A 12,969-nucleotide genomic window follows, 5' to 3' on the forward strand; every position below is an offset into this window, starting at 1 on the left:
ACATATCCAACCGGGTCAATTCTCGATGGAAATCCCGGGTCACTTCTCAGTGGCAATCAACACCTCATCGAGCCATGTTTCAGCCTCACGGTTGAAATAACGGCCATTGGTGCGGAGCATCGCGCAGAAGCGGTCCCAGCGGGCATGTTGCCAGAACAATGGCGTTCCTGCGGGCGCAAAGCCGGTCGAATAATCATAGAGGTTCGGGCGGTCCTCACGCTCAGCGACCTTCTCCAGCGTTTCGCGGAGATAGTCCTCGACCCGCCATGCGAGATCAGGTGCGAGCCCGGCGATCCGCACGAAGATGTCGGCAGCGCTCGGGCTTTGCTCATAGGGCGTCAGCTCGAAATGATCCTGAAATGCCCCATCGATTTCCTCGGCCAGCCGCGCGAGCGGGACCGCCGCGCCATCCTCGCCGCATTCATCGCAGGTCGCATGGCGGACTCCAGTCAGTAGCCGCGCGCGCAGATGCGGATCGCCGACACAGGCAAGACAGATTGGTGCTTCGCCGCCGTCGCTCACCGCCGGCCCCCGACCGCGCGGCGCGGACCGCCACTGTCACCGATCAACGGCAGCGCCTCCGCCCGGCGCTTTGCCGCACTTCTGAGGGCCGAGAGCTGTCCGGTAAAAGCCGCGCACGGGTTACCGTTGATATTAAGGGGCAGGGGCAAACCGCTGGCGAGGAGCTTCTTCTCCGGCTCCCACGGCGCAGGATGGGTCGCCCACGCCACCCGAGCATGCATGTGCAGCCAGGCGTCGAGCAGCTGCTCGCCCGGATTGGTGAAGGTCAGCCGTCCCGTGGTCCCGACGCGCCGCAGAATCGTGCCGATCTCGGCTTCGAGCAGGCAGCCGAGCGTGAGTCGCAAGGTCGATCCGGCGGCATTGCCGCCGAAATGCGTACGCAGCCGCTGATGCACATGCGATCGGCTCGGCGGTCGCCCGTTGAGCGGCGGTTTTTTCGGTGAGATGCCGCAATAGAGCAGGGTCCAGTCGCCGGCACGGTGGCAGTCGGCGGCATCGATCCCGGCGGGGATTGCATCGAAATACCAGGCGTAGATGCCTGGCGAGCGTGGTGCGCCGTCAGTGCGGCCCGCTGCCATTTCTCCAGTTGCCAGCTGCGTCGGCGCCAGCAACTTCGCGATCGTCGCGTCATCTTCGAACATCGCTGGCCAATTTGCGCTGCCGGTCATGCGCTTACCAGCGCCTGCAACGCCGCATTCGCGGCCCGCAGATCGTCGATGACCGCCTGCTGCGATCGCCCGCCGTCCATATAGGTTTCGCGGGCCTCGATCTCGCGCAGGCGCGCGCCGATCGCACCGAGTGCCGCACCGCGTTCGGGATCGCCCAATATCGCGAGAAACGTTCCGATCTTGCGCAGATCAAGGCCGTTGCTACCGGCGTCGCTGCGCAGCTCGTCAAGCTTGCAGCGCGCGACAAGCGCGTCGATCCGCTGGGTCAGATCGTCGTGCCGGCGCACGAGCGCCGCCAGACTGTCGTCGAGGCCGGTGCGGGTCTGCGGGTTGAAATATTCCGGTTTGAGGAACTCGGCAGTGATTGCCCGGGCCTGCTCGACCGCCGCGCGCGCGGCCTCGTTCATCTCGTCGAATCCGGAGCCGAGCGTCAATTCCTCATGCGCGGCGATGTCGAGCTGCTCGGCGAGCGCGCGTATCGGCGCGACCATGCCCGCACAATCTTCCGGCGCCTGCGCCGCCAGATCGCGCAGCTGGCGTGCATACGCGCCAAGATAATAGCGCGTCTCGTCGAGGCTCGCGCCATAGTCGCGCACCTCGATTTCGCTCGCGCGCACGATCACATCGACCAGGATATTGGTCATCGCCGACAGATAGTCGTTCGTCGGGCTTGCCTCCTCGCCGCGCCGTGCCTGATCCCATGCGAGGACCGCCTCGACCACTTCGTCGGGCATCATCGGGCGGGCGGCGGTCAGCTGGCGCAGATACGGGATGTTCGCGGAATAATAGACCGGTGCCTTGCCCTTGGGCACCTCGATCGCCGCGACCACCTGACCCTCTACGACCGCGAAGCGGATTGCTGGGGTGACCGCCGGCTTGACGCCGCTGGCGCAAACGCCCTCGATCCGCGCGACGAGCGCCTGGCGGGCGCTGCGCTCTTCACAGCCTTCGAGCCCGGTTACCGAGCCGTCATCGGCGATGCCGAGCAAGATGGTACCGGCATTGCTCGTCGCGAAGGCGGCGATCTCCTTACCGAGATCGGTTAGCTGCTTGGGAAACTGCGCCTTGAACTCTACGGTCTGGGTCTCGCCCGCAAGCTGCGACAGCGCGATTTCATCGGCGAGTGCGGCATCTGCCCAGCCTGGTTGTTGCGCGTCGGTCACCATGAAATTGTGCCGCTCCTCGATAGTTTCACCGCCGATCTTAGCGCACCGCCCTCCGGGAACAAGCAAGGAACGCGTGAGGCAGGGTCGGCCACCCTCTCCAGGGTGACCGACCCTGCTATGACCTCTTTCAGGAATGCTAGAGGCTACGCCGGCGAATGTCGGGTTCTGTGAGGTCCGGACATTCGAGCCGCCCAGCCGGATCGACCGCTTTGTCCCAAGCCTCGTCTTTCCGCAGTGCTGAGGTCCGCGTGAATGTACGACGGGTTCCGATGCCTCGGCCAAGCCACCCGATTGGCGGCTTTAGAGGCGGTCTTGACCAGATGCGCGCGATATGAAACATATACGTTTCATATCGCGCGCAAAGGATATCTTCATGGGCATTGTGAAAATCGGCGAGGATCTGCACGAGGAAGTCCGCAAGGCGAGCGCGGTGATGTGCCGCTCGATCAACGCGCAGGCCGAATTCTGGATGAAGCTGGGCATGTTGGCCGAGGCCAACCCCACGCTCTCTTTCAACGAGATCGTCAAGGCGCAGCTTGCGGCAGCGCAGGTCCGTGTTCCCGACCTGGCCGCCGCCTGACATGGTCAAAACCCCGGATGAAATCGCGTTGATGCGTATTTCCGGCCAATTGCTGGCCCGCGTCTTCGAGATGCTGGATCAGCAACCTCTGGCGGGCATGACGACGATGGCTGTCAACGATCTGGTCGAACATTTCATCACGGTCGATCTTGGCGCCCGCCCGGCCAGCAAGGGGCAATATGGCTTTGCCTATGTGCTGAACTGCTCGATCAATGATGAGGTTTGCCACGGTGTGCCCAACACTTCGGTGGTGATCCGCGCCGGGGATATTATCAACCTCGACATCACGCTTGAGAAGAACGGCTATATCGCGGATTCCAGCAAGACCTATCTCGTCGGCGAAGTTGCGCCTGCTGCCAAACGGCTCACCCGCGTGGCGCAGGAGGCCATGTGGCAAGGCATCGCCCAGGTGAAACCCGGCGCGCGGCTTGGAGACATCGGCCATGCCATCGAGCGCCATGCCAAGAAACACGGCTACTCGGTCGTTCGGGATTATTGCGGCCATGGCATCGGGCGCGAAATGCACGAAGAGCCGCAGGTTCTCCACTTTGGCAAGCCGGGCAGAGGCCTGCCTCTGCGCGAGGGCATGGTGTTCACCATCGAACCGATGATCAACCAGGGCACCCACAGGACCGTGACCAGAGATGATGGCTGGACGGTGGTGACTGCCGACGGGAAACTGTCTGCCCAGTTCGAGCATACTATCGCGGTCACGCAGGACGGGTTTGAGGTGCTTACCCAACGCAGCAATGAAAAGAGCCTGTTGGGCAGGGCCAGCTTAATCCCGGCTTGATGCGCCCCGGGGTTCCCGGAAACGAAAGCCCGAAAGTGTGGTATGAACAAACGGTCGCTTTGGCGGCCGCTGCACGAAACCCTGGAGGTCCGCTCTCGCGGCGGCAATCCCCCGAGCGTGTCGCCGACTTACTGGCGGCGGCTATCGCCATCCTCGAGCAAAAACCCGGCTTTCCGGATACGACGCGATTGCGGACATTCGCGTTGAACGCCAAAAAGCTCGAATGAACACGAGCCTTTCCTTCAGCTATCAATTTAGCGGCGATCCGAACGACGACTTCGGGTGGCTAGACGTAAAAGTCATCGGCGATAAGTTTGCAGGACATGGGGGCTTCTGGGTTCAGTGGCAGGATGTGAAGGAGTTCGGCGAGGACTTATCCGCGTATCCAATTCCGCCAGAGGCTCCGATCAAGGCCGCTTGGGGTTACGAACCATGGGAAGGTGACTCACTCGTGGTGAGCGTTGAAGTTGCTCCCGCAGACAAGCGGGGTAATTTGTCGGTCCAAGTTTGGTTGCGAGATTACGTGGAAAATGGTGACGGCGCGCCGCGGAACTGCGTTCGTACGACCTTTCAAACGAACTATCCCGAGATTGAGAACTTCCGCATCGCTATCGCCGCGCTGATGGACGGAAAGGCAAAAGAGGCCGTGCTGGTCGGTCACTAGCTGTCCGCTTCCCCCGCTTTGTCGCAGATCGGCGATGCATACGACCGAACTGTCAGCCGCCGTTCGCCGCCTATCATCAGAAGATGAACGAACGAGCGGTTTCGCGCTCGGCCTCGAGGCCCTGCAACGTCTTCTTTAGAGGCGATCGCGGCGCGATGTGCAGATGGTTGGCTCGCGCCCAGTTGCGGAGGTTCGCCGCATGCGCCATTCAACGTTGATGCGGACCATTTACATTGATTGCGAGGGAGCGAAATCTGCGGACGAGGTTTGGCAGCGCTATGTCGACGCCGTGAACCCCGCAAATGCAGCCGTGTTTGGGCGCAATCTCGATGCCTTCTGGGACGCTGTCGAATATGGCAGCCCTGGTTGGCCTGGACCGGTAAAGCTCGTCTTCTTGCATTCGCAACGACTAGCCACGCTTCGTACTCGAAACGGTCTATCCCTCTTTGCTGGGCTCCGTCAGATCGCAGATGAAGCGACGCAAACGTCTATCGAACTGGCGTAGATTCATCGTCGGCTAACCACCACCCCAAGCCATTCATGAGCCCATCGACCTGGATAAACGAATGACCGCTCCCGGCGCGCCAACTCAGCCGCCTGAATGGCCGCTATGAAGGCGGCTCGCGACCATAACAAGTCGTCCCGATGGGAAGGGAGATCGTCGGCTGTTTGCCGAAACCAGCCATGCACCTCGCTACTCTCGCGGCTTTATCATGAATTTTGCTCCTCTAACTCAGGTCCGTTTGCTAATTCGTTCAGCTCAGTTTCTGGGCGGAGCGACGTCAGGTTGCGAGCGATCGCAGCGCGCAGGCGTTCGCGGCTCATGGGGCGCTGCTTCGGAAGCGCCGCGATCAGCACTTTCTCGACCCTTGTCACCCACGCGCGCTCGCTGGTGAGCATGTCGCCGTGGCGCAGCTCGTGCCGGCCGTGCAGTATCTCAAGCGCTTGCGACTGGATTTTCGGCGGCCAGCTAAGAACACATTCAACGAAGTATTCCGGAGGCAGGGCGGTCATGACCGGCTGATCGAAATAGGGGGCCGACCGGACGTTGTTGATGACCATGTCGAGCAGCACGTCGTCGGGTTCGTCGGGCAGGCGACGCATCAACTCGTGCGCGATAGACAGGTATTTGGAGCGGCGCACGCGGTTCGACGCCTCGCCATAGGCATTGGCCAGCGTTCGGTATTCCGGCGTCGTGTCGTCGATCACGCGAGTCTGGAAGAATGAATTGTCTCGATCGAACGGGCTCCGGCCGATCTCGACGATCTCGCCCGCCTCCTCCAGCGCGGCGATGTAGGCCAGCCCCTCATCGACGACCTGCTGCCGGTCGCGATCGATCAGCCCGAGGGTCGAGAACCACAGCCGGACCCCGAACAGGTGCATCAGCTCGCCCCGGTCCTTGACCGATCGCGAAGCGAACGCCTCCTCAACCTGAGTGGCTACAGCATCGGCCTCGTCGTCGTCCTCGAAGAAGGTGTGGTGCGCGCGATGCCACAGCGGCTGCTCGCCCGGCTGGACGAAGTCGCTGCTCGCATCGAGGCCGGCGCGGATCGCGTCGCCATCCACGTCGCCGCGGAAGAGCATGCCCCCAATCACGGCCACGGGCAGGACGATGTCGTCGAAGTCGATCTGCTTGTAGCGGGCGTCGATTTCGTCAGCCGCAGTCGTCTGGCCGCTGGCCTCCTTCCGGAAGATGCGGTGGAAAGTGCTGCCGACCAGCCGCGTCAGATCGTCTTCGGTCATCTTGCCGGCCCGCCGCTCCATCGAAGCGGCCAGCACGCCCTTGAGCACCTTCGCCATGCTGGCCGGGGCGTCCCAATGGCGCTGCGCGAAATGCCGGGACAACTTCTCGAAGTCCCACATGGCGTGCTTGAGCGTGCGCAGGTTGCCGCGCCCGCCCTCGGCGTGGACGGCAAGAACAACGTCGGCGTGAGCCTTCAGGAAGTCGCGGGTCCGCTGGTCGTTGATCAGGCCCAGGAAGGCATCGAACGCGGCCTGCGTTTCGGGCAGCACTTCGAGCGTCTGGCCGATCAGCTTCTCCTTGATCTCCAGATAGGTCGCGTCGCCCTCCATCACCTTCGTCTCGTTGGCGATGATGATGGCCTTGAGCTTCTCGTGCTCGACATAGGCATTGATGAAGCCGAGCACCTCGCCGACGGGGATGCGGCAGCGCTCCAGATCGTCGAAGACGAGCAGACGGCCGCGGGGATCGTCCAGGCCTGTCCGCAGGTCGAGGTCGGGCATGGAGGGGCTGAGGGTGCCGTCGTCCTTGCCGTCGTTGTTCAGATCGATCTTGAAGGCAGCCTTCAGCAACCCCTTGGAGACGGCGCCGGCCAGCTTCATGCCGGGATGGGAGAGGACGGGGTGCAACTGGCGGTAGAACTCGTCCTCGATCTGCGACACCGACGTCATGCCGTAGAGGCTGACGTAGAGCGGCTTCGCGTCCGTGTCCGCGAGGAACTTCTTGATGAGATGGGTCTTGCCCGATCCCCAGGGGCCGCCGATCAGGACGGCATAGTCGAGCGGATGCGCAGAATCGACGTAGTAGGCGAGGAACCGCTCGATCGCCGCGTTGACCACCCGCGCATCGCGCTTCGCTTCTTCAGGTTCAACGGTCATGTCGCTCATCCAGCGAATATGGATACTGAGCGTGTGCATTTGAAGGCCGACGAACACTTCGTAGGAATGATTCCGCCACAAACGGAAACGGGGCGCTCGACCCAAAGGGAGCACCCCGCCTGCTAACAATTCGCCGCTCTCCCAATTGAGCTACAGGCCCCCACTGGTGGACCCGACCGGACTCGAACCGGCATCTTGCGAAGTATTCCGCTAACTGATGAGATATTCTACCAATGATCAGTCTCCATGTCAAATATTATATGATGGCAGATTGACATTTGCTTTGACGTTCAAGGTTGTGTATTATTGAACGCGTCTATCCAATTCGGTGCTATAAGATGATTTGAAGATAAGTATATGCTGTCCTCGCAGTCCTGTGTGGCACCGCCTACCAACTGATGGATACGAGGGCGGAGGCCGTCCATCAGCAACTTGCCGTGACTATGCTCGAAGGCCACGGGGACCAGGCCGTTGGCTGGCACGAAGCCTCCGACGGGTGGCGGATCGGCAGGCATGTTGCATTGCGCCCATTCCTGCTTCCCGCGCTTGCGTGGGGAATCATAGACCGTCGTCTTGATCTGGCCCCGCGCCGTGTGGGCCGCGGCGACGAGCTGATCGCGCCTGAAAGCGGTGACGTCGGTGATCGCGGCGTCGATGACATCGGGCGCGATCTGCGGGAACCTGGCCTGCAGATGTCCCGCCTGAGCGAACGAATGCTCGACGTCGTTGAAGGGCGTGAACACCTCGGTCACGCGGGTGACGCCATTGCGCTGGCGCTCGGCGGCTGCGGTCGCGATCTCGAAATTCATTTCGGGCTGGGTGCGGAAGTCGCGATCGCGGTGGAGGATGATCCGCGCGTCGGGCCGCATGTCGGTGATCATGCTGGCGAGCAGGCGCGCGGCGGGCAGGTTGCCGCATCCGTTGTAGGAAATCACGGCGAGGTTTGGGGGCGCGCCGTTGGCAAGCGCCAACGCGGTGACGGGCTTCGTCTTCTTGTCCTCGGTCATGAGGATCACAGGGCGCGCGGGGTCGAAGGCGTCGGCACCGGCGGAGAGCGCGCCCAGCGTCATGAGGATCGGGATCGCCGGCCGCTGTGTCTCGTCGACGGGCACCGCCGCTCCCTCGGCCATCCAGACGACGGCGGCGTCCGCATCATACATTAGCCGCTGGATCAGCTGTGGCGAGTGGCTGGCGAACAGGATGCGGGTATGTGTCTCGGCGGCGACACCGCGGAGCGCCTCGTATAGCCTCGACTGGCTGTCGGCGTGTAAATGGGCGTCCGGCTCGTCGAGCAGCAGCAGGGGCGGGGCGTAGAAGCAGGCGTATGCGATGATCTGGATCACCTGCAGCATGCCGGTTGACGCCATGTCGAGCGTGACGCGGGAGTCGGTGGCCTCCACGTCGACCCGCACGTAGCGGTCCCGCATCTGATCGTGCGCCACGATCACACGTGCGCCTGGGTAGCAGCGATCAAGCAGGGTGCAGAAGGTCTTCCACCGGCTCTCGGGCAGCACGCCGATGTCGCGGTTGTGGCTCCACGCGGCCCTGGCCATCTCGTCGAGATCGCGGGTGAACAGGTGGTCGAGCACGGTGCGCAGATAGAGGTTGGCGTCGCCATGCATGACGGCGGCGTCCATGGCCCCCTTCGTGCGCCACTCCTCGCGCATCGGGATGCCGGAGAGGCCGGGCGTGAGGATCGAGAAGGGCGTGTCGGGATCGGCGAGCACTGCCGCCAAGTAGTCGTCGCCGATCCGGTTGATGGCGATGTTCGCGTTCTTGCCGCGCCGGACCTCGATCGTCAGCGACTTGTCCGCGCCGCTGTCTAGATCCACTCCGCTGTATGTGATCGAATAGCCGAGCTTCTGTGTCGCCGGGTCGCCACGGCGCAGGTCCAGCAGGTGCTCTGTCGGACGGAAGAGGACGCTGTCGTTGGACACGGTGCCGGCGAAGTCCGGGGTGCCGTCGGCCTTCACGCTGCGCAGCGCCGCCTGGAGGATTGAGACGCCGAGCTGTGCCGCCTGTAGCGCGCTGCTCTTGCCGCTCGTGTTGCCGCCGACCAGCGCGGTGACCGGCTTTAAGTCGATCGTGAGCGCCTCGATCCGCTTGAAGTATCTGATCGTGATCTGATCGAGCCGAATCCGCATGCATCCTCCAACCTTGGTACAAGATTGGATCGTGTTCAGGCACAAATAGCAATGCTGGTTCCGCCCCCCCCGTGGCATCGCGATTGACCGAGACGCGATCAGAGACTGGATGGGGCACACTCTGCTGTCAAAGGATGCTCGGATTGCTGAAGTCCGAACCGAATGCAAAAGTTCTCAAATGACCGCTCGCGCCATTACGCGACATTCGGCGCGATGACTGTAAAAGGCTGGTTTGTCCCACGACGCCGCGTCCCGGTGCTGACGGCACCCGACCAGATCGCGACGTTCGTTTTGGCGACGCGAACGTCGCGAATTGACAAGAGCCGTCATTCGCGCGCTGCGCGTCGACGCGCGAGATCCTCGAGCCACGCGGGCAAGGTCTCATAGGTCGGCATTGGATCGTCGGCGGCTATGATCAGTGAGCGCGACCATAGAATGCCGGTGTCATAGTAGTGGCGGCAGTCCATCGCGCCATCGACTTCCAGCCAGTGGCTGGCCTCTGGGAGCAGTTCGGTCGGCAATGGATGCCGCGCGAACGGGTTGTGAAAGACTTCCAGTTCGGCGCACCATGGTTCCCAACCCTGCGGCCAGAGCGCACGATAGTCGTCGGAGAGCACATCGAAGCAGAAGGGAATGCCTTCGAGCGCGCCGGGCTTGCGATCATAAAAGCGCCCATATCGCACATAGCGGCCAACATGCGATTGCATGCCGCGGGTCAGCGCGACGCGATTGAATTTGCTGAGCGCGCAGGCGTTGGTGAAGATGACCGCTGACAGCTCGGCATGGGCATCATTGCGGAACAGCCCTGCCGGAAATTTCGAGGGACCAAGCAGGCGTTTGACCTCATAGCCAGCGGCGACGCGCTTGCCGTTGATCTCGATCGGTTCTGCGCCGAAGCCATAAAGATAGCCGAGCAGGGCCTCTCGGCTCCAGACCATTGAACCCGGCGCGTGGAAATCGGCCATCGCGATTGCGAAGGGGTGTCCTGCGACATGGTCCATCTCGGCATATCGACGCTGCAGCTTGCTGCCGATGGTCTTGGCAAAACGCAGAGCGGCCGTTCCGGAGAACAGTTCTTCATTCTCCTCGGGCTGGATCGACGGCATGGCACCAACCGGCTCAAAACGCTCCTGCGGATTGGCGGTGACCGCCTCGACCCAAGCGGTGCCACCCTTGCGGTTCTCGATGCGGAAGTCCGGGGACTCCATGGGCTGCGTCAACAGCAGGCCTTGCTCGCGGAACGAAGCAAGGAGCTGCGCTTCCCAGAGCCGGGTATGGAAGTTTCCGGTCTGGCAGTCGGCGGCCCAGTTGCGATCGGGACGCGGCAGCGAGAGATAGAGCTGGTTGAGCAGCCAGGCGACATTGCGATGGCTCTTCGCCGTCAGCATCCTGAAAATCTCGCTCGGCTCGCGTCCTTCCACATCATACAGCGCTGTCCGTCGCTGGATGCCGGGTGGCACTTGTTGTGGCGGCTCACCCTCGCGCAGTTCGATCCGCGCGCGATCGCGCACCGCGTCGAGATGCTCAAGACCCAGCAGATCGCAGGTCGTCGCCCAGACACCGTCGGTCCGACGCCGCATGACGACAAGCCCGAGATCCCCATGATCGGCGTGGCGCGTGATGATGGCCAGGGCTTTGCCGTCGCCGGTTTCCCACGCCTCGTGCGGGATCTGGTCGCCAAAACCATGGCCGCGAGGCAGTGCGAGGGCATAGATGTCGAACCTGCCGAGGGGAACCTCGATCATGTTACTTAGTGTGCCACGGCGTCGCCGGCGCCGGCATAGCCATCCCAGACATTGCGTCCGAAGGACGGCGAACCGTCGCCCCAGCCCGAGGTCTGCCATAGGATGTCGAAGACCTCGTTCAGCTGATTGCCGGGCTGCGCGAGGGGGGCCGCCAGTTCGACGACGGGGAGCGAAAAGCCAGGTCGCCGGATCGGGCGACCGCCACCCCGCGCGCGGGTCAGCTCGACATGCTCGACGCCTTCGAAGCCGATCGCCAGCAGCGCCGGGCCGCCGAGCCCTACTTCGGCCAGGCACACCGCCAATCGCTCGACGCTCGCGACAATGCGGCCTTCAAGGTCGCGGCCATCGACCATGATCTGAGGATCATCATCGATCCGTGATCCAATCGTCGCCTCCAACTCGATCGCGCCCGGTCGCACGAGCCGCATGCGCCAGCGCGACTCCGCATTGGGCTTGCCGACCCCGCGCGGTACGTCGGCGCTCCACCATTGATCACCATCGGCATCTGTCACGACGCGCGCGTGGACGTCAGGCGCAAACCGCATCTGCGCCCTGACGACCTGCGCCGGCACAAGACGCGGGCGGTCAGCAACAATCGAAGGCACCAGCCTGATCGTAACGCTCGGCTTGCTTACGATGCCCGGGACACGTCCGGTCACCCCGTCATTGCCAAGCCGTTCGAGCAGTGCTTTCGCCGCTCCCCATGGATCGACCGGGGCAGTGGGCGCAGCGGGGACCGCCACGGCAGCGACCCGCACGCGATCTCGTGCGACGCGCTCAAAGGCGTCGAGCGCGCCGGCGAAGGCGGCCGCCGCCTCATTTAGTTCACCAACATTGCGAACGGTCGATGGCTGGGTGCCACGGCGACGATCTTCGTCGGTCTTGGGCGAGCAGAGCGCGAGATTGGCGTCGAGTACGAAAAGATATTTGCCGGTGAGATTGCCGAGCGCTTCCGCCCTCCCGCGCATCTCGGCCCAGGCCGCCTGCAGTGCGCCATCGTGGAACTCGAACCGCGCGCCGCGCCAGTCCTCGTTCATTTCGTAGAGCGGGTTCAGAATGTCGCGACGGAATGTCTGGCCAAAATCATGGTCATGGAAGAAACGCTGCAGCCCGACCGGAAACTGGTCGCGCACCTTGCCCAGCAGTTCGACATCGAGCGGATGCGGTTCGGCCGGTGCTGCCGCTGGTGCAGCAGCCACCTTGTCATTCAAGATCGCCCGCAGGGCATCTCTAAGCGCTGCTGCCAGAGCACCGCGGGCCGCGCGCCGTGTCGCCTCGTCGGCGTCATCGGGGCAGTTGTAGAGGATCGGACGCCGGAAATGCTGCAGGTCGAACGGCAACGGACAGTTCTCGGGCGAACCATAGGCGACGTTCATTACCGAAATGACCCTCCGCCAGCTAAGCGCCCGCAGTGCCCATCCATGTTCGAGTAGGACATTGGGGTTGGGCGTGAGCCGGCCGTCAGCGCGGGTCGCGACATAGGTCAGGTCGGACAGGAACGCGGTGGCGGCATCAACCTTGGCGAAGATTGTCTCGACCAGTGGCGGCGAGCCGGGCACGCCACTGGTGTCGCGGTCGATCGCCAGTTCGCGGTGCGCCGGATCGATCTCGGCATCGGCCTGGATCGCCAAGATCGCGTCGCCGAGCGCGCGCTCGATCAGATTGCGTCCGGTCAGGGGCAATCGATCGATCTGCCAGGAGAAGAAGATATGTTGTGGCATAGCTCTGCGAAGATAGTCGCGACGCGACTATAATACTAGGCCACAAACTCATAAATAACCCCCCCGAGGCGCCAAAATGGCGAACATATCGGGCCAAAGTGACTACCGCGAAGGCTGGTGGCCTTTGCAAGGGCACTTTGGGCTGAGATGGAAGCTATTTTGGCGCCGCTTCACGGTTTGACCCAAAGGCCCCCTCGCAGCGTCGAAAGCACTGGAAATATTGTCGATATTCCTGCGCGCTTTCTCCTCGCAACGGGGCCTTTGGCCGCAAACCTCGGGGGTGCTATTTATGAGTTTACGGCCTAGCACTACTTTGGCAGAAGTGTGATTTTTGGGATTCCCAAGGC

Annotated in this window: 12 protein-coding genes; 4 read left to right on the top strand and 8 right to left on the bottom strand. The window is 62.7% G+C overall.

Going from position 1 to position 12,969, the window contains the following annotated elements; translation table 11 throughout:
- Positions 1–39: 39 nt before the first annotated feature.
- From IE191_RS20490 to IE191_RS20500, 3 genes are read right to left on the bottom strand one after another with little or no spacing between them, the layout of a single operon-like run.
- On the bottom strand, positions 40–522 hold the full coding sequence (locus IE191_RS20490) for a glycoside hydrolase family protein (RefSeq protein WP_191326295.1): 483 nt from the start codon (positions 520–522) through the stop codon (positions 40–42).
- Positions 519–1,190, bottom strand: a complete 672-nt coding sequence (locus tag IE191_RS20495; RefSeq protein WP_229815731.1) for a GIY-YIG nuclease family protein — start codon at positions 1,188–1,190, stop codon at positions 519–521. The genes IE191_RS20490 and IE191_RS20495 overlap by 4 nt, the downstream gene beginning before the upstream one ends.
- The gene (locus IE191_RS20500) at positions 1,187–2,356 is read right to left on the bottom strand and encodes an AlbA family DNA-binding domain-containing protein (RefSeq protein WP_191326296.1); all 1,170 of its coding nucleotides are present in this window, start codon (positions 2,354–2,356) and stop codon (positions 1,187–1,189) included. The genes IE191_RS20495 and IE191_RS20500 overlap by 4 nt, the downstream gene beginning before the upstream one ends.
- A gap of 373 nt (positions 2,357–2,729) precedes the next feature.
- Between IE191_RS20500 and IE191_RS20505 the strand changes: the two genes are divergently transcribed.
- From IE191_RS20505 to IE191_RS20515, 3 genes are all read left to right on the top strand, one after another.
- Positions 2,730–2,936: a ParD-like family protein gene (locus IE191_RS20505; protein WP_191326297.1), complete on the top strand. Its 207-nt coding sequence runs from the start codon at positions 2,730–2,732 to the stop codon at positions 2,934–2,936.
- A 1-nt stretch (position 2,937) separates the two neighbouring features.
- Positions 2,938–3,729: a type I methionyl aminopeptidase gene (gene map, locus IE191_RS20510; protein WP_191326298.1), complete on the top strand. Its 792-nt coding sequence runs from the start codon at positions 2,938–2,940 to the stop codon at positions 3,727–3,729.
- A 223-nt stretch (positions 3,730–3,952) separates the two neighbouring features.
- Positions 3,953–4,393 carry a hypothetical protein gene (locus IE191_RS20515; protein ID WP_191326299.1) on the top strand — a complete coding sequence of 147 codons (441 nt, stop codon included), beginning with the start codon at positions 3,953–3,955 and terminating at the stop codon, positions 4,391–4,393.
- Positions 4,394–4,469: 76 nt separating this feature from the next.
- Here IE191_RS20515 and IE191_RS21280 read toward each other — a convergent pair whose 3' ends face one another.
- Positions 4,470–4,601, bottom strand: coding sequence for a hypothetical protein (locus IE191_RS21280; protein WP_268249464.1), 132 nt, complete (start codon positions 4,599–4,601; stop codon positions 4,470–4,472).
- A 9-nt stretch (positions 4,602–4,610) separates the two neighbouring features.
- Here IE191_RS21280 and IE191_RS21400 point away from each other — a divergent pair, with 9 nt between their 5' ends.
- Positions 4,611–4,898, top strand: coding sequence for a barstar family protein (locus tag IE191_RS21400; RefSeq protein WP_373299351.1), 288 nt, complete (start codon positions 4,611–4,613; stop codon positions 4,896–4,898).
- A 206-nt stretch (positions 4,899–5,104) separates the two neighbouring features.
- Here the strand turns inward: IE191_RS21400 and IE191_RS20525 are convergent, their stop codons facing one another.
- The 4 genes from IE191_RS20525 to IE191_RS20540 all read right to left on the bottom strand — a co-directional run bounded on the left by IE191_RS20525 (position 5,105) and on the right by IE191_RS20540 (position 12,622).
- Complete coding sequence (locus IE191_RS20525; protein WP_191326301.1) at positions 5,105–7,021, bottom strand: P-loop NTPase fold protein; 1,917 nt, start codon at positions 7,019–7,021, stop codon at positions 5,105–5,107.
- 281 nt (positions 7,022–7,302) lie between these two features.
- Positions 7,303–9,156, bottom strand: coding sequence for an AAA family ATPase (locus tag IE191_RS20530; RefSeq protein ID WP_191326302.1), 1,854 nt, complete (start codon positions 9,154–9,156; stop codon positions 7,303–7,305).
- Between the two features lie 326 nt (positions 9,157–9,482).
- Positions 9,483–10,901 carry a hypothetical protein gene (locus tag IE191_RS20535; RefSeq protein ID WP_191326303.1) on the bottom strand — a complete coding sequence of 473 codons (1,419 nt, stop codon included), beginning with the start codon at positions 10,899–10,901 and terminating at the stop codon, positions 9,483–9,485.
- A 5-nt stretch (positions 10,902–10,906) separates the two neighbouring features.
- Positions 10,907–12,622 (bottom strand): hypothetical protein, encoded by a 1,716-nt coding sequence (locus IE191_RS20540; protein WP_191326304.1) that lies wholly within the window; start codon positions 12,620–12,622, stop codon positions 10,907–10,909.
- Between the last annotated feature and the right edge of the window lie 347 nt (positions 12,623–12,969).

Source organism: Novosphingobium pokkalii, from assembly GCF_014652855.1.
GTDB classification, from domain to species: domain Bacteria; phylum Pseudomonadota; class Alphaproteobacteria; order Sphingomonadales; family Sphingomonadaceae; genus Novosphingobium; species Novosphingobium pokkalii.

Excerpts from the sequence above, each read along its gene's own strand:
- IE191_RS20515 (WP_191326299.1), top strand. The coding sequence starts at position 3,953 with ATGAACACGAGCCTTTCCTTCAGCTATCAATTTAGCGGCGATCCGAAC.
- IE191_RS20540 (WP_191326304.1), bottom strand. The coding sequence starts at position 12,622 with ATGCCACAACATATCTTCTTCTCCTGGCAGATCGATCGATTGCCCCTG.
- IE191_RS20505 (WP_191326297.1), top strand. The coding sequence starts at position 2,730 with ATGGGCATTGTGAAAATCGGCGAGGATCTGCACGAGGAAGTCCGCAAG.
- IE191_RS20495 (WP_229815731.1), bottom strand. The coding sequence starts at position 1,190 with ATGACCGGCAGCGCAAATTGGCCAGCGATGTTCGAAGATGACGCGACG.
- IE191_RS21280 (WP_268249464.1), bottom strand. The coding sequence starts at position 4,601 with ATGGCGCATGCGGCGAACCTCCGCAACTGGGCGCGAGCCAACCATCTG.
- IE191_RS21400 (WP_373299351.1), top strand. The coding sequence starts at position 4,611 with ATGCGGACCATTTACATTGATTGCGAGGGAGCGAAATCTGCGGACGAG.
- IE191_RS20530 (WP_191326302.1), bottom strand. The coding sequence starts at position 9,156 with ATGCGGATTCGGCTCGATCAGATCACGATCAGATACTTCAAGCGGATC.
- IE191_RS20525 (WP_191326301.1), bottom strand. The coding sequence starts at position 7,021 with ATGAGCGACATGACCGTTGAACCTGAAGAAGCGAAGCGCGATGCGCGG.
- map (WP_191326298.1), top strand. The coding sequence starts at position 2,938 with ATGGTCAAAACCCCGGATGAAATCGCGTTGATGCGTATTTCCGGCCAA.
- IE191_RS20535 (WP_191326303.1), bottom strand. The coding sequence starts at position 10,901 with ATGATCGAGGTTCCCCTCGGCAGGTTCGACATCTATGCCCTCGCACTG.
- IE191_RS20500 (WP_191326296.1), bottom strand. The coding sequence starts at position 2,356 with ATGGTGACCGACGCGCAACAACCAGGCTGGGCAGATGCCGCACTCGCC.